The following is a 15,348-nucleotide window of genomic DNA, read 5'->3' on the forward strand; positions in this document are numbered from 1 at the left end:
CCTGACGTCAGGCGGGCGTCGCGGCCCTGGTCAGGGCCTGGAGGACGTCGGCCACCAGGTCCGGGGTGTCCTCGATGCCGGAGGAGAAGCGGATGAACCCGGGGGCCACCGTGTCGCCGCCCCAGCGGCCCCGGCGCTCGGCCGAGCTGTGCACGCCGCCGAAGCTGGTGGCCTGCGTGACCAGGCGCAGCGACGACAGGAAGCGTTCGGCGAACGCCTCGTCCGGCAGCGTGAACGAGACGACGCCGCCGAAGCGGCGCATCTGGCGGGCGGCCGTGTCGTGCGCGGGGTCGCCGGGCAGGCCCGGGTAGCGCAGGCCCGTGACCTCGGGACGGTGGCGCAGCGCCTCGGCGAGGGCCAGCGCGTTCGCGGCCTGCCGGTCGAGGCGGAGCGGGAGCGTCGCGAGGGAGCGGTGCGCGAGCCACGCCTCCATCGGGCCGGGGATCGCGCCGACCGTCTTGCGCCAGAGGCGCACGTCCGCCGCCAGCTTCGGGTCGCGGGTCGCGACGTGGCCGAGGAGGAGGTCGCCGTGCCCGGTCATGGCCTTGGTGTCGCTGGCCACCGAGAAGTCCGCGCCGAGGTCCAGCGGGCGCTGGCCGAGCGGGGTGGCGAGCGTGTTGTCGACGGCGACGAGCGCGCCCCGCGCGTGGGCCGCCTCGGCGATCCGGCGGATGTCGCAGGCGTCCAGGTTCGGGTTGGACGGCGTCTCCAGCCAGACCAGCCGCGCCCCGTCCAGCAGGCGGAGCTGCGCGTCACCGGCCGTCGGGCCCATCCGCACCTGCGCGCCGTAGGACTCCAGGCGCTCGCGCAGCGTCCGGGTCTGCATGTAGGAGTCGTCGGGCAGCACGACCACGTCGCCCGCCCTGGTCTGCGACAGCAGCACCGCTGCGACCGCCGCCATCCCAGACGAGAACGACGTCACCTCCGCGCCGCCCTCCAGCTCGCCGATGGCGGCCTCAAGGAGCGTCCAGGTCGGGTTCTCGTCGCGCCCGTAGGTGTAGCGGCCGGCGGGCTCGCCGGGCAGGTGGTAGTACGCCGCGAACACCGGCCCCGGCAGCGGCGGGGCGCCCTTCTCCGGTGCGGGCCGGCCCGCACCGACCGCCAGCGTTCCATCCCCGAGTGTCACGTGGGTCCCCTTCGTCCGAAACCAAACCCATCCTCTCACCTGCCCGGACGCGGGCGAATCGGACATCGGCGGCGCGTGTCGCAGGCGTCCTCTAATCTCGGGCGGCATGACAGATCGGCTTTTCGGCGAGGATGTCCTGACGATTCCGGATGCGTGGCTACGGCACCTGCATCCCCGGCGCGGCGGGACGCCGGGGCCGAAGGTCGCGCCGGGCCGGGCGGCGGTGCGCGCGGCCGAGAAGCTGGTCGGGACGGCGGGCGCGGCCGTCGAGTCGCTGCTGACCGGCAACGCGGGGGACGCGGCGCTCGCCGACGCCGCGCGGCGGCACCGTGAGGGCGAACCAGACCCGGCGGGGGCGGCGGCGCTCGCGACCGTGACCGTCGCGGCCGTCTCCTCCTCGGCGCCGTCCACGGTGCAGCGGACGTTCGTCGACGCGTGGGCCGCCGCGCACGGGCCGGGGTTCGCCGCGTGCGCGCTGGTGGAACTCGAACAGATGACGGCGAAGCGCGTCCCGGGCGGCCCGTGGAGGGGCACGTGGCTCGGGGCCGGCTACCGCGCGGCGTTCGGCGGGGCGGAGGCGGAGGCGATCCGGCGCGTCCGGTGCCTGCTCGCCTCGATGGAGGACCACGAGCATGAGGACGCCGTCGAGCGGCTGGCCGCCGTGCGGACCGCGCCTGTCGCGCGGTGGGTCGCGTCCTACCTGGTGCCCGACCGGCGCGACTGGCAGGAGGACTGCCTGGCGGAGCCCGACACGCTGTCCCGCGGCTACCGCTGGCTGTGGTTCTGCACGGCCTCCGAGGTCGCGCGGGTGTCGGAGCCGCCGCTGGCGTTCGGCTCCTACGACGCCTCGCCCGGGGTGCTCGCGACGATGCTGGACGGCATCGGCGCGGACGTCCTGCCCGTCCTGGCACGCGGCGTCGGGCGCGGCGGCAAGGAGGACAAGGTCCTCTTCGAGGCGATCGCCGCGCTGCCCACCGACGAGGCCTTCCAGGTCCTGCTGGACCGGGCCGGTGACCGGCACGCGCGCGCGGCGCTGGTCGCGGCGACCGGCCGGTTCCCGGTGCGGGCCGCGCGGCTCCTCGCCGCCTCCCCGGCCCCGGACGCGGCGGCGCTGCTGACCGGCCACCTGCGGGTCCACGGCGACACGGTCGCGGCGGCGCTCCCCGGGCTGCCGGACGAGACGCGCGCCGTCCTGGAGAAGGTCGCGGTGTCGCTGGCGGGGGTGCCGGAGGCCCCGGCGGACGCGGTGCCCGCGATCCTCGCCGACCCGCCGTGGACGCGCCCCACCCGGCCGCTCGTCGCCGGGCTGGAGCCGCCCGCCGGACGCGCGGCCTGGGACGGCACCGAACGCGACACCTGGCTCGCCGCCGACGTCTCCTCCGTCGACCCGCCGAAGGACCCCGACTGGGACGCGCTCGCCGCCGAGCACCGCGCGGGCGCCGCCCGCGCGCGGGACTCGGTGGCGCTCATGGTGCACGGCCCCGAGGACGTCGTCCGGCCGCTCCTCCCGGACTGGCCGGGCCGCGGCTGGTGGGACACCGACCGCTGGACGCGGCTCCTCCTCGCCCGGTACGAGCTGGACGCGCTCCCCATGGCCGTGCGGATGGCCGACGGCGGCTCCGCGCACGCCGACCTGCTGATGCCGTTCCTGCACGCCGACGTGGCGCTGCTGATGGGCGACCTGGCCCGCCGCGCCAAGACCGTGGACATCGCCCGGCGGTGGTTCGACCGCCACGGGCTGGACACCGTCCCGTACCTGGTCCCGGCCGCGCTCGGGAAGGCGGCGGGCCGCCGCCGCGCCGCCGAGCACGCGCTGCGCCACCTGGACGGCGACGTCGTGGCCGCCGCACGGGACGCGCACGGCGACGAGGCCGCCGATGCGGTCGGGGCGCTGCTGGCGGCGCATCCGGCGGAGACCGGGCTCGTCCAGCCGCCGAAGATCGGCGACTGGATGGAACCGGCCGCCCTCCCGCAGGTCCTGCTGCGGGGCCGTGACCTGGCCCTGCCGCCCGAAGCCGTGCGCCGCCTGGTCGAGCTGCTCGCGATGCCCGTCCCCTACGGGGCGGACGCGACGCGCGACCTCGATCGCGCGTCCGTCGCCGAGTTCGGGTGGGGGCTGTTCCAGAAGTGGCGGGACGTCGGAGCGCCGTCCAGCGACACCTGGGCGCTGGTCCAGCTCGGACGCAGCGGGGACGACGAGACCGTCCGCCGCCTCACGCCGATCGTCCGGGCCTGGCCGGGGGAGGGCGGCCACCGGAACGCGGTCACCGGCCTCGGCGTGCTCGCCGAGATCGGGTCGGACGTGGCGCTCATGCACCTGCACGGCATCGCGCAGAAGATCAAGTTCAAGGGGTTGCAGGGGGAGGCGCAGGCGCGCATCCGCGAGGTCGCGGACCGGCTCGGGCTCGGCACCGAGCAGCTCGCCGACCGGCTCGTCCCGACCTTCGGGCTGGACGCGACCGGGTCGATGACCCTCGACTACGGGTCGCGCCGGTTCGTCGTCGGCTTCGACGAGCGGCTCCGGCCGGTCGTCGCCGACGAGGGCGGCAAGCCCCGCAAGTCCCTGCCCAAGCCCGGCGCGAAGGACGACCCCGACCTCGCGCCCGCCGCGCACAAGGCGTTCGCCGCGCTCAAGAAGGACGTGAGGGTCGTGGCGTCCGCACAGGTGACGCGGCTGGAGCGGGCCATGGTGACCCGGCGCCGCTGGACGGCCGCCGAGTTCCACGAGCACATCGCCGGGCACCCGCTCGTCCGGCACCTCGCGCGCCGCCTGGTCTGGGTCGCCGACGGGGAGCACGCGTTCCGGATCGCCGAGGACCGCACGCTCGCCGACGTCGCCGACGACGCCTTCACGCTGCCCGCGTCGGCGCTCGTCGGCATCGCGCACCCGCTGCACATCGACGTGGCGGCGTGGTCGGAGGTGTTCGCCGACTACGCGATCCTCCAGCCGTTCCAGCAGCTCGGGCGCCCCGTCCACGCCCTCACCGAGCAGGAGCGGGGCGGCGCGCGGCTGGAGCGGTTCGAGGGCCTGAAGGTCCCGGTCGGCTCGGTGGCCGGGCTCGTCCGGTTCGGCTGGGAGCGCGGCGAGCCGCAGGGCGGCGGCAACGAGACGTGGATCTCGCGGCCGGTGGACGGCGGCCGCCACCTCGTCGTCGCGCTCGACCCCGGCCTGTCGGCGATGGAGTTCGGCGCGACCGGCGACCACCAGATCCTCAGGAAGGTCTGGCTGGACGACGAGCCCGGCGAATACCCCGCCTACCAGCGGGAGAGGCTGGCCGCGCTGCCGCTCCTCGGAGGGCTCGACCCGGTCACCGCGTCGGAGGTCCTCACCGAGTTGACCGGGCTCGCCGAGGTCGCCGTCCCGTGACCGGGAGATGTCGGTGGCCCTCAATACGCTGACCGCACCGATCCTCCCGCAGCACCAGTCCTCCCTCACCACCAGGACCCCCGGAAAAGGGACATGACACACGACGACACCACCGACCACCAGCGGCCGCCCGCCGAGCTGCGGTTCGCCGCCGAGCTGGAGCGGCTCCGCGAGGACGACACCGGGCCGCGCCCGCCCGGCTGGGCGCTGAGCCTGACGGCGGCGCGGCGGTTCGTCGTCGGGGACGAGGCGCTCGGCGTCACCCGCAAGTTCGTCGGCGACACCTCGCTCATCGACCGGGCCCTGGTCACCCTCGCCACCAGCCGGGGGCTGATGCTGGTCGGCGAGCCAGGGACGGCCAAGTCGCTGCTGTCGGAGCTGATCGCGGCGGCGGTGAGCGGCACGTCCACGCTCACCATCCAGGGCGGCGCCGCCACCACCGAGGACCAGATCAAGTACTCCTGGAACTACGCGCTGCTGGTGTCGGAGGGGCCCTCGACGCGGTCGCTGGTCCCGGCGCCGCTGCTGGAGGGGATGGCCGCCGGGAAGGTCGTCCGGTTCGAGGAGATCACCCGCTGCCCGCTGGAGGTGCAGGACTCGCTGCTGTCGCCGCTGTCCGACCGCGTGCTCGCGATCCCCGAGCTGGCCGGGCCGTTCCGGGGGGTGCGGGGGGTCGTCCCCCCGCAAGAGGCCGGCCCGGACGCGATGGTCTTCGCGCGCGAGGGGTTCAACGTCATCGCGACCGCCAACACCCGCGACCGGGGCGTCAACGAGATGAGCGCGGCGCTCAAGCGGCGGTTCAACTTCGAGACCGTGTTCCCCATCGCCGACTTCGCCACCGAACTGGAGCTGGTGGAGGCCGAGGCCGGGCGGCTGCTGGAGCGCAGCGGCGTCGGCGTCGCGCCCCGCCGCGACGTCCTGGAGGTGCTGGTCACGACGTTCCGGGAGCTGCGGAACGCCACGACCGAGGACGGCCGCTCCATGGATCGGCTGTCGTCGGTCATGAGCACCGCCGAGGCGGTGTCGGTCGCGCACGCCGTCGGGGTGCGCGGCTGGTTCCTGCGGGGCGAGGCGGGCGGGGCCGCCGACATCGTCGCCTGCCTCGCCGGGACGGCCGCCAAGGACAGCCCCGACGACCTGACCCGGCTGCGCCGCTACCTGGAGCAGCAGGCGCCCCGCCGGGACGGCGAGCAGTGGCGGGCGCTGCACGCGGCCCGGCACCTGCTGCCCGGCTGATGGCGGTCACGTTCGTCGGCGTCCGGCACCACAGCCCGGCCTGCGCCCGGCTCGTCCGCACCGAGATCGAGCGGCTGGAGCCCGCGTACGTGCTGGTCGAGGGCCCGGCCGACTTCGGGTCCCGGTTGGGGGAGCTGCTGCTCGGCCACGAGCCGCCCGTCGCGATCTTCAGCTACTACCGCGACGCGGAGCGGGTGCACGCGTCGTGGGCGCCGTTCTGCGCGTACTCGCCGGAGTGGGTCGCGCTGCACGCGGGCCGCGCCGCCGGGGCCGAGCTGCGGTTCATCGACCTGCCCGCGTGGCATCCGGCGCTCGCCGGGCGCCGCAACCGGTACGCCGACGCCGAACGCCGCTACGCCGAGGTCACCGTCCGGCTGTGCCGCGAGTTCGCCGTCGACAACACCGACGTCCTGTGGGACCACCTCTTCGAGATCGACGCCGAGGAGCTGCCGGAGCGCCTCGGCGCCTACTTCGACCTGCTGCGCGGGGAGTCGGAGGCCGGGCCCGACGACACCGCCCGCGAGTCCTACATGGCGGCGTGGGTGCGGGCGGCCGAGGCGGACGCGGGCGACCGTCCCGTCGTGGTCGTGACCGGCGGGTTCCACAAGCCCGCGCTGGAGGCGCTGGCGCGGGAGGGCGGCACCGCGTGGCCCGGGGTGCCCGCCCCGCCGGACGGCGCGTCCGGCGGCAGCTTCCTCGTCCCCTACTCGTTCCGGCGGCTCGACGCGTTCACCGGCTACCAGTCGGGCATGCCGTCGCCGGAGTACTACCAGCGGCTGTGGGACGGCGGCCCCGGTGCGGCGGCGGGCGCGCTCACCGAGGCGGTCGTGGCGCGGCTGCGCGAGCGCGGCCAGGTCGTCTCGACCGCCGACCTGATCGCCGCGCGGACGCTCACCGAGGGCCTGACCCGGTTGCGCGGCCACCGCTCGCCCGCCCGCACCGACCTGCTGGACGGCCTGGTCTCCGCCCTCGTCACGAGCGACCTGGACGAGCGGCTGCCGTGGACGGCGCGCGGCGTCCCCGCGTCCGCCTCCCACCCCGCCGTCGCCGAGATGGTCGCGGCGCTCAGCGGCGAGCGCGTCGGGCGGCTGCACCCGGACACGCCCGCGCCGCCGCTCGTCCACGACGCCGCCGCCGAGCTGGAACGGCTCGGGCTCGACCGGGGCGGCCGCCGCACCGTGAAGCTCACCGAGAAGCGGGGGCTGGAGCGCAGCCGCGCGCTGCACCGGCTGCGCGTCCTCGGCGTCCCGGGGTTCGAGCGCGAGTCCGGCCCGGATACGGGCGCCGATCTGGTGCTGGAGGAACGGTGGCGGGTCGAGCCGCATGATGCCGCGTCCCGGATGTCGGCGCTGGTCGAGGCGGGCGCGTACGGGCCGACGCTGCTGGACGCGGCGTCCGCCGCCCTGGAGGAGCGCATGGCCCGCGCGGGCACCGACATGGGCGGGCTCGCGGCCGTGCTGTTCGACGCGGCACTGTGCGGGTGCGCCGGGCAGTCCGAGCGGATCGCGGCGGGGATCGCCGCCGGGATAGCGGGCTCCTCCGACGTCCCGGCGCTCGGGCTCGCGCTGGAGGTCGTCCTCGGGCTGTGGCGGCACGACCGGGTCCTCGGGACGGCCCGCAGCCCGTTGTTCGGCACGGTGATCGAGGGGTGCGCCGTCCAGCTGCTGTGGCTGCTGGAGGGGACGCGCGGCGGCCCGGCGCCCGCCGACCTCGCGCGGCTGCGGGCCGTCGCGGCGCTGCGGGACGCGCTGCTGCACGCCGCCGCGCCGCTCGGCCTCGACCGGGCGGCCGCGCTCGCCGTCGCCCGCCGCGTCGCCGCCGACCGGGACGCGCCGCCCGACCTGCGCGGCGCCGCGTTCGGCCTGGCCCGCTCGCTCGGCGACACCGGCGACGCGGGTGACACGGGTGGCGCGGGCGACGCGGGTGACACGGCGCGGGCCGTACGGGGCGCGGCTTCCCCGCGCGTGCTCGGGGACTGGCTCGCGGGCCTGTTCGCGCTGGCGCGCGAGGAGGTGCTCGACCCCGGCGCCACTGTCCTCGCCGTCCTGGACGAGCTGGTCGCCGCCCTCGGCGAGGAGGACTTCCTCGTCGCGCTGCCCGCGCTGCGGCAGGCGTTCGAGTTCTTCCCGCCGCGCGAGCGCGAGACGATCGCGCGCGGGCTGATGGACCGGCGCGGCGTGCGCGGCTCCGCCCGCGCGCTGCTGCGCTCCCCGGCCGACCCGATGCTGATCGCGGAGGCCCGCGCGCTGGAGGCCCGCGCGGACGCGGCGCTCGCCGCCGCCGGGCTCGCGGGCCCTACCGGAAGGCAGGTGCCATGACCACGCCCGACCTGGAGCGATGGCGGCTGATCCTCGGCGCGCCCGCCGAACCGTCCACCGGCGGCCTGGGCGGCGCGTCCGTCGCGCGGGACCAGGCGCTCGGCTGGCTCTACGGCCGCGATCCCGACCTGGCCCGGCGCGGCGTCCGGCGCGGCGGCGCGTCCGGCGGCGAGCCCGACCGGTCGGACGACCGCACCGGCGGGTCCGGGCCGTCCGTGCTCACGGCCGTCGACTGGATCGACGCCGTGCACCGGCTGTTCCCCAAGGAGACGATCGAGCGGCTGGAGCGCGACGCCGTCGAGCGGTACGAGATCCACGAGGTCGTCACCGACCCCGCCGTGCTGGAGCGCGTCGAGCCCGACCCGGCGCTGCTGCGCGCCGTCCTGCGCACCAAGCACCTGATGAACCCGGAGGTGCTGGCGCTGGCGCGGCGCATCGTCGAGGCCGTGGTGAAGGAGCTGATGGAAAAGCTCGCGACCGAGGTCAGGACGGCCTTCCATGGGACGCGGTCGCGGCGGCCGAGCCACATCAAGAACTCCCGCAACTTCGACTTCCACGCGACGATCCGCGCGAACCTGGCCCACTACCGGACCGACGAGCGGCGCCTGTACATCGAACGCCCGCGCTTCGTCTCGCGGACGCGGCGCCAGACCGAGCGGTGGCAGCTGATCCTGCTCGTCGACCAGTCCGGGTCGATGGTCGGGTCGGTGATCCACGCCGCCGTCACCGCCGCGTGCCTGTGGGGGCTGCCCGGCCTGACCACGCACCTGGTCGCGTTCGACACCTCCGTCGTGGACCTGACCTCCGACGTCACCGACCCCGTCGAGCTGCTGATGAAGGTGCAGCTCGGCGGCGGCACCGACATCTGCCGCGCCGTGACCTACGGCGCGGGCCTGGTCGACAACCCGCGCCGCGCGATCGTCGCGATCGTCAGCGACTTCTACGAGGGCGGCGACCCGCACGGGCTCGTGCACGCGGTGCGCGGGCTCGTCGGGCAGGGCACGCAGGTGCTCGGGCTCGCCGCGCTGGACGAGGAGGCCGACCCCGCCTACGACCGGGAGATGGGGCGGCGGCTCGCCGACGCCGGCGCGCACGTCGGCGCGATGACCCCCGGACGGCTCGCCGGGTTCGTCGCGGAGAGGCTCGGCCGGTGACCCGCGCCGACCTGCTCGCGCTGACCCCGGACGCGCTCGCCGCGCTCGCCAACCGGGGCCTGGTCAAGCGCGCCGCCAAGGACCTCGACGCGGGTCAGGGCCCCGAGGTGAGCGTCGACGGCGACGGCGCCGTGCACGGCGTTTTCCCGGACGGCACCCGGGCCGCGCTCCCGCCCGGCGCGGGCCTGGAGGCGGCGTCGTGCTCGTGCGCGGCGACGTCGGTCTGTAGGCACCGGGTCTGCCTCGTCCTCGCCTACCAGCGGACGGCCCCGGCCCCGGCCGAGGCCGCCGCCGATCCCGTCGCGGCCTGGTCGCCGGGCGCGTTCGACGACGACGCGCTCGCCCGCGTCCTCGGGCAGCGGGCCGTCACCGCCGCGCGCCGGACGTTCCGCGCGGGCTACACCGCGCGCATCCACCGCCCCTCCGGAGACGATCCGGTGGCGCGGGTGGAGCTGCCGTCGTGCACGGTCCGGTTCCTCGTTCCGGACGAGCTCGGCTACGTGGACACCGACGCGGTCGCGGCCGTGCGCGGCGAGGTCGTCGTGCTGGCGGCGTGGGCGTTCCGCGCCGCCGACGAGCAGGGAGCGGACGGCGCCGACGTCCGCGTCGAGGTCGGCGGCGAAGCCCGGGCCGCCGGGGGCGGCACCGGACTGGAGGCCGCGCTCGACCTGGCCGGGCAGGTGCTCATGGAGGGCGCCGCGCACGCCGGGCCCGTCCTCGCGGCGGCGCTGCGGCGGACCGGCACCGACCTCGCGGCCCGCGACCTGCACTGGCCCGCCGCCGCGATCGACGAGCTGGCCGCGCAGCTCGACGCCCACCGCGAGCGCCGCGCCGACTACGCGTCCGAGCGCCTCGCGGCGCTGATCGCCGAACTGCACGCCCGCGACCGCGCGGCCTCGGCGCCGGGCTCGCGGGTGCCCCGGTCGCTCGTGCTCGGCACGGACGAGTCCGCCGACACGCCGCTGCGCCGCGTCCGGCTGACCGCGCTCGGCTGCCGGGTCGGCGGCACCGCCGAGACCCGCACCGCCGACGTCTACCTCGCCCACGCCGACACGGTGCTGGTGCTCCGCAAGCACTGGGCGGTGCCCGAAGGCGACCGGCTGACCGGCGCCGACCTGGCCGGACGCCGCGTCCTCGGGGTGAGCCTGCGCGCGCTCGCCGCCGCCAACGTCGTCTCCGAGAGCGCGACCCGCAGCGCGAGCCGGGCCGTCCGGGTCTCGGCGGGACGCGTCGCCAAGACCACCGTGACGCCGCTCGGCGAGGCGTGGGCGGGCCTGCCCCCGGCGCTGCTCGTCCGCGACCTGGCCGCGCACGAGCGGGAGATGGACGCCTGGCCGCCGCGCCTCGTCCGGCCCCGGGTCGAGGCCGAGACCGTGCGCGTGGTCGAGATCGCCGAGGTGCGCGACATCGGCTACCACCCCGGCGACCAGCGCTTCGAAGCCGTGATCGCGGACGCGGCGGGCACCACCGCCGTGCTGTCGGCCGAGTACGCCCCGCACCGCCCGGCCGCGCTCGACGTGCTCGCCGAGGCGCTCGCCGACGGCCCGCGCCTCGTCAGCGGCGCGGTGCGCCGCGAGCGCGGCGGCCTCGTCATCGACCCGTTCGCGGTGCTGGCGTCCGGCGGCGTCGTGGTGCCCGACCTGATGCCCGGCGACGGGACGGCGGAGCTGGGCGCCCCGCCCGCCCCCGCCCCGGACCCGCTCGGCGCCGTCCTCGACACCGCGCTCGCCGCCTGCGCCGAGATCGCGCATCGCGGCCTCCGGCACGTCCCGCCAGGCCTCGGCGGCCGCGTGTCCCACGCGGCCGACGACCTCGCCCGCACCGGCCTGCGCACCGCCGCCGAAACACTCACGAACCTCGCCGCCACGCTCACCGGCGACGACCCCCAGGCCTCCGTCCAGGCATGGGCCGACGCCACCATCCGCCTGACGACAACCGCCGAACTGCATTGAAGGCGCGCCCCCGGCCGCGGCGCTGTTCTCAACCGGTCAGCTCTTGGACGGTGCGGCGGGCGGTCTCCAGGTCGCGGGTCGGGGCGCCGAAGCCGACGCGGACGCGGGTCCGGCGCAGCCGTCCGTGCACGGCCAGCAGGTCGCGGGTGCCGGTGAGCCCGGCCGGGACGAGCGGGACCCCGGCGAGGTCCGCGAGCCGCGCGGCGCCCGTGCGGAACGCGCCGACCTGCCCGTCCCGGGAGCGGGTGCCCTCGGGGAACACGATGACGCAGCGGCCCCGGGCGAGCTGCGCGGCGGCGGAGGCCAGGTCCTCGAAGCCGCCCCGGGACCGCCGGACGGGGAACCCCGCGACCGCCGTCCGGCAGACCAGCGCGCGCAGCCGTCCGGCGAACCAGTAGTCGGCCGCCGCCGCGACCACCGGACGGCGGCGCGCGGGCAGCGCGGCCAGCAGCGCGACGGTGTCGGCGTGCGAGGAGTGGTTCGCGACGATGACGCACGGGCCGTCCGGGACGGGGCCGGTGACCTCCAGCCCGCCCGCGAGCCCGAACGCCGCGCGCCAGCACGTCCGGCGCAGGAAGGAGGAGAACACGCCGATCATGACAGCGCCGATCATGACAGGGCCATCGCGACGGCCAGCGCCACCAGCAGCGAGTCGATCCGGTCCAGCAGGCCGCCGAAGCCGGGCAGCCACGTCCCGGCGTCCTTGACCCCGGCGCCGCGCTTGAGCATGGACTCCAGCAGGTCGCCGAGCGGCGCCCCCGCCGCCACCGCGAGCACGGTGGCGGGGGTCGCCGCGCCGAACAGGGCCAGCACCGCGATCCCGGCGGCGGCTCCGCCCGCGATGCCGCCCCAGCGTTTGGCCGGGCTCAGCGGCGACAGCGCGGGGCCGCGCAGCAGCTTCCCGCCGCACCACGCGCCGACGTCGGCGACCGCGATCGCCGCGCACAGCGGCGCCGCCAGGTCGCCGAGCAGCACGAGCCCGCTCAGCGGCGCCAGCCACACCACCCCGAACACCGCGCCCCGCGCCCGGGCCGCGCCGCCCTCGGCGTCGCCCGCCAGGACCGGGACGAGCACCACGCCCAGCAGCACCACCATCAGCAACCGCAGCAGGTGCTCCGGCGCGAGCCACGCGGTCAGGGGGAAGACGGTCAGCGTGAGCGCCATCGCCGCGAGGTCGGCCCTGCGCAGCCGCGCCAGCCGCGCGTACTCGGCGGCGGCGATGACGCCCGCGCCCGCCGCGAGCGCGGCGGCGCCGGGCGCGCCCAGCCAGAACGCGGCCCCGACGACGGGGACGATCAGCAGCCAGCCGAGCCAGCGCTGCACCAGTTCGCGGCGGCCCGACGTCCACACGGCGACGCCGCTGAGCACGAACGCGCCGCCCACGTAGGGGATCGCCGTGGTCACAGCGACCTCCTGATCCGCCGCAGCCGGACGGCCGCCGTCAGCACCGACCCGGCCGCGAGCGTCGCGAGCAGCGGGACGGCCCAGCCGGTGAAGGCGACCAGCGCCAGCAGCAGGCACCGCTCGGTCTTGCCGACCGGCCCGCCCTGCGGGCGCGGGCCCCCGGCGGCCGCGCCCGCGAGGGACGTCCAGGACGGCAGCGTCGCCGCGAGCGCGGCCGACGCCACGAGCCAGGCCGGGGCGAGCGCGAGGCAGCCCGCCAGCGCGGCCAGCTCCGCCGCGCGGTCGCCCAGCTCGTTCAGCACCGCGCCCCACCGCGTGCTCCGCCCCGACTCGCGCGCGATCGCGCCGTCGAGGTTCGCGCACGCCAGCCGCGCGGCCAGCAGCACCGTGACAAGGAGCCCGGCGGCCGGGCCCGGTTCGACGAGGGCGAGCGCGGCGCCCGCCGCGCCGCCCGACAGTACCCCGGCGGCGGTCACCGCGTCCGGCGAGACCCCGCGCCGGACGAGCGCGGCCCGGACGCCGCCGAGCCGCGCCGCGTACCAGGGCTTGAGTGCGTAGAGTCCGTCCATGCCGACCAGCGTCGAACAAGGCGGACATTGCGGGCATCCGTCGTGCTACTCAGTTACTCCTGAGTAGCAGTCGTGCGGCGGCCTCAGGCGCGGCAGGTCAGCGGCCGTCCGCCGTTGTAGGCGATCATGTCGTTGAGCGCGGCGCCGAGGTCGATGCGCGCGCCGGGCTCCCGCCCGTCCAGCTCGGCGTAGGCGCGGTGCAGGTTGCCGACGATACGCTCGGCGTCGGTCAGCTCCGCGTACTCGCCGAGGTCGGTCTCCCGCGCGGTCTCCAGCGGCGTCAGGCCCGCCGCCCTGCCCCGCTCCGCCGTCGCCTGGACGAACCGCGCGTAGCCGAGCACGCGGTCGATCAGCTCCGGCCCGGCGACCGGACCGTGCCCGGGGACGATCGTCTCCGCGTCCAGCGGCGCGACCACCTCGGTCAGCACCTTGATCACGCCCTCGACCGAGCCCTGCATCAGGAACGGGGTGCCGCCGTTGAACAGCAGGTCGCCGCAGAACAGCACCCGCCGCTCCGGGACCCACACGATCGAGTCGTTGGTGGTGTGCGCGGGCGTCCCGACGTGCCGCACCTCGCAGCGCAGGTCGTCCACCCACAGCGTCACGCCGTCGGTGTAGGTGAGGAACGGCGGCTCCAGCTCGACGTCGCCCCACTCGACCTTCGTCCAGAACGGCTCGTCGAACGGCTTGCCCCAGTCGAGCGCGCCCTGCCGGGTGCCCTCGTGGCCGACGACGGTCGCGCCGGAGAACAGGTAGTTGCCGAACGTGTGGTCGCCGTGGTGGTGGGTGTTGACCAGCGTCCGGACGGGACGCGCCGACACCGACCCGATCGCCTCCAGGTAGGCGCGGGTACGGCGCTCGGTCGAGCACGCGTCGATGCTCGTCACGCCGCGCGCGCCCACCAGGAAGCCGGTGTTGTTGATCCACCAGGTGCCGTCCGGCTGGACGTAGGCGAAGATCCCCTCGGAGACCTCCTCCAGCCGCGGGCGGCCGGGGCCGTCGAGGTCGGGCGCGTCGCTCATGCGGATCTCCCAGGTGTCGGGCCCACGTGGACGGTCTCCACCCAGGCCGGGGGGACGGGCGGGTCGGCGCCGACGAGCGCGGCGACGAGGCGGCAGGAGGGGGCCTCCGCGGGCCACGGAGTGTATCCGTCGGTGAGAACGATCACCACCCGCGGACGGTCGCGGGCGGCGAGCGCGGCGGCGATCCCCGCGCCCATGTCGGTGCCCCCGCCGCCGTCCAGCTCGATCCGGCCGACCTGCGCGGCCGAGCCGATCCGGGTCACCGTCCGCACGTCCGCGTCGCACGCGAGCACGCTCACCCGGTTCCCGCCCACGCCGACCTCGCGCAGCACCCCGGTCACCTCGGCGAGCGCCGCCGCGAGATCGTCCTCGCCCATCGAGCACGAGGTGTCGACCACGATCGCGACGCGCGGCACCGGGCGGCGCAGCGCGGGCAGCACGACGCCGGGCGTCGCGGCGGCGCGGCGCGAGGGCCGCCGGTAGGTGTAGTCGGCGGCGCCGCCCGCCCACGCGACCGCCTCCCGCACGGCGCCGGAGAGGACGCGCCGCCAGTCCACGACCGGCTCCAGCACCCGCTCGGCCCAGCGCCGCCAGCCGCCGGGCAGCGCGCCCCGGGCCCGCACATGGGCCTGCATCGCCTCGGCGGTGGCGCGCCGCAGCGCGTCCGCTTCGACCGCGCTCACGCCCGGCGCGGCGGACCCGTCCAGCTCCCAGGGGGCCGGAAGGCCGTGCGCGCCCGACCCGCAGTCGCACTCCGGCTGCGGCGGGACGCCCGGCAGGTACTCCTCGAACAGGCGCCCCTCGGGCAGGCCGAAGTCGCCGGGGTAGAGGGCGCCTTCGGGCAGGAGCAGGCCGTCCGCGCGGAGGTCGTCGTTGATCTCGCAGTCCTGCGCGACGTTGACGCGCCGGTGCTCGCCCCGCGCGGCCTCCGGGAGCCGGTCGGCGCGGCCGTGGTGGTCGCGCAGCAGGTGCGCCACCTCGTGGACCCACACGCCCGCCAGGTGCGGGACGGGCGTCGCGGCCACGAACGCGGGGGAGACGTAGCAGCGCCAGCGCCGGTCCACGCCCATCGTCTGGACGGCGGCGCTCGGCACCACGGTCAGCGAGTACAGCGCGGACGCCAGGTAGGGCCGGTCGGTCGCCGCCCGGAACCGCGCGGCCAGCAGCTTCGTCCGGTCCAGGCCGGGAGCCCCGTCCACC

11 protein-coding genes are annotated in these 15,348 nt (G+C 76.8%); 5 read left to right on the top strand and 6 right to left on the bottom strand.

Annotated elements, in window-relative coordinates; all coding sequences use genetic code 11:
• Window positions 1–7: 7 nt before the first annotated feature.
• Window positions 8–1,126, bottom strand: a complete 1,119-nt coding sequence (locus K2F47_RS23250; RefSeq protein WP_242907054.1) for a cystathionine gamma-lyase — start codon at window positions 1,124–1,126, stop codon at window positions 8–10.
• Between the two features lie 106 nt (window positions 1,127–1,232).
• On the opposite strand from K2F47_RS23250, the gene K2F47_RS23255 reads away from it, so the two are divergent.
• From K2F47_RS23255 to K2F47_RS23275, 5 genes are all read left to right on the top strand, one after another.
• Entirely contained in the window at window positions 1,233–4,493 is a 3,261-nt protein-coding gene (locus K2F47_RS23255; protein ID WP_242907056.1) for a DUF4132 domain-containing protein, read from the top strand.
• Between the two features lie 93 nt (window positions 4,494–4,586).
• Complete coding sequence (locus K2F47_RS23260; protein WP_242907058.1) at window positions 4,587–5,729, top strand: ATP-binding protein; 1,143 nt, start codon at window positions 4,587–4,589, stop codon at window positions 5,727–5,729.
• Window positions 5,729–8,047, top strand: coding sequence for a DUF5682 family protein (locus K2F47_RS23265; protein ID WP_242907059.1), 2,319 nt, complete (start codon window positions 5,729–5,731; stop codon window positions 8,045–8,047). The genes K2F47_RS23260 and K2F47_RS23265 overlap by 1 nt, the downstream gene beginning before the upstream one ends.
• Window positions 8,044–9,201, top strand: a complete 1,158-nt coding sequence (locus K2F47_RS23270; protein WP_242907060.1) for a VWA domain-containing protein — start codon at window positions 8,044–8,046, stop codon at window positions 9,199–9,201. The genes K2F47_RS23265 and K2F47_RS23270 overlap by 4 nt, the downstream gene beginning before the upstream one ends.
• Window positions 9,198–11,153, top strand: a complete 1,956-nt coding sequence (locus K2F47_RS23275; RefSeq protein ID WP_242907061.1) for a YehQ family protein — start codon at window positions 9,198–9,200, stop codon at window positions 11,151–11,153. The genes K2F47_RS23270 and K2F47_RS23275 overlap by 4 nt, the downstream gene beginning before the upstream one ends.
• A gap of 28 nt (window positions 11,154–11,181) precedes the next feature.
• On the opposite strand, the gene K2F47_RS23280 is transcribed toward K2F47_RS23275, so the two are convergent.
• From K2F47_RS23280 to K2F47_RS23300, 5 genes are all read right to left on the bottom strand, one after another.
• The gene (locus K2F47_RS23280) at window positions 11,182–11,766 is read right to left on the bottom strand and encodes a lysophospholipid acyltransferase family protein (RefSeq protein ID WP_242907062.1); all 585 of its coding nucleotides are present in this window, start codon (window positions 11,764–11,766) and stop codon (window positions 11,182–11,184) included.
• Window positions 11,763–12,557, bottom strand: a complete 795-nt coding sequence (locus tag K2F47_RS23285; protein WP_242907064.1) for a phosphatidate cytidylyltransferase — start codon at window positions 12,555–12,557, stop codon at window positions 11,763–11,765. The genes K2F47_RS23280 and K2F47_RS23285 overlap by 4 nt, the downstream gene beginning before the upstream one ends.
• Window positions 12,554–13,126, bottom strand: coding sequence for a CDP-alcohol phosphatidyltransferase family protein (locus K2F47_RS23290; RefSeq protein WP_242907066.1), 573 nt, complete (start codon window positions 13,124–13,126; stop codon window positions 12,554–12,556). Before K2F47_RS23290 ends, K2F47_RS23285 begins: the two co-directional genes overlap by 4 nt.
• 83 nt (window positions 13,127–13,209) lie before the next feature.
• On the bottom strand, window positions 13,210–14,148 hold the full coding sequence (locus K2F47_RS23295; protein ID WP_242907068.1) for an MBL fold metallo-hydrolase: 939 nt from the start codon (window positions 14,146–14,148) through the stop codon (window positions 13,210–13,212).
• The gene (locus K2F47_RS23300; protein ID WP_242907070.1) at window positions 14,145–15,347 is read right to left on the bottom strand and encodes a vWA domain-containing protein; all 1,203 of its coding nucleotides are present in this window, start codon (window positions 15,345–15,347) and stop codon (window positions 14,145–14,147) included. The genes K2F47_RS23295 and K2F47_RS23300 overlap by 4 nt, the downstream gene beginning before the upstream one ends.
• Window position 15,348 lies beyond the last annotated feature (1 nt).

It is taken from the genome of Actinomadura terrae (assembly GCF_022751215.1).
Lineage (GTDB): Bacteria > Actinomycetota > Actinomycetes > Streptosporangiales > Streptosporangiaceae > Spirillospora > Spirillospora terrae.

Coding starts and splice junctions, on each gene's coding strand:
- K2F47_RS23255 (WP_242907056.1), top strand. CDS start 1,233: ATGACAGATCGGCTTTTCGGCGAGGATGTCCTGACGATTCCGGATGCG.
- K2F47_RS23260 (WP_242907058.1), top strand. CDS start 4,587: ATGACACACGACGACACCACCGACCACCAGCGGCCGCCCGCCGAGCTG.
- K2F47_RS23265 (WP_242907059.1), top strand. CDS start 5,729: ATGGCGGTCACGTTCGTCGGCGTCCGGCACCACAGCCCGGCCTGCGCC.
- K2F47_RS23270 (WP_242907060.1), top strand. CDS start 8,044: ATGACCACGCCCGACCTGGAGCGATGGCGGCTGATCCTCGGCGCGCCC.
- K2F47_RS23280 (WP_242907062.1), bottom strand. CDS start 11,766: ATGATCGGCGCTGTCATGATCGGCGTGTTCTCCTCCTTCCTGCGCCGG.
- K2F47_RS23290 (WP_242907066.1), bottom strand. CDS start 13,126: ATGGACGGACTCTACGCACTCAAGCCCTGGTACGCGGCGCGGCTCGGC.
- K2F47_RS23295 (WP_242907068.1), bottom strand. CDS start 14,148: ATGAGCGACGCGCCCGACCTCGACGGCCCCGGCCGCCCGCGGCTGGAG.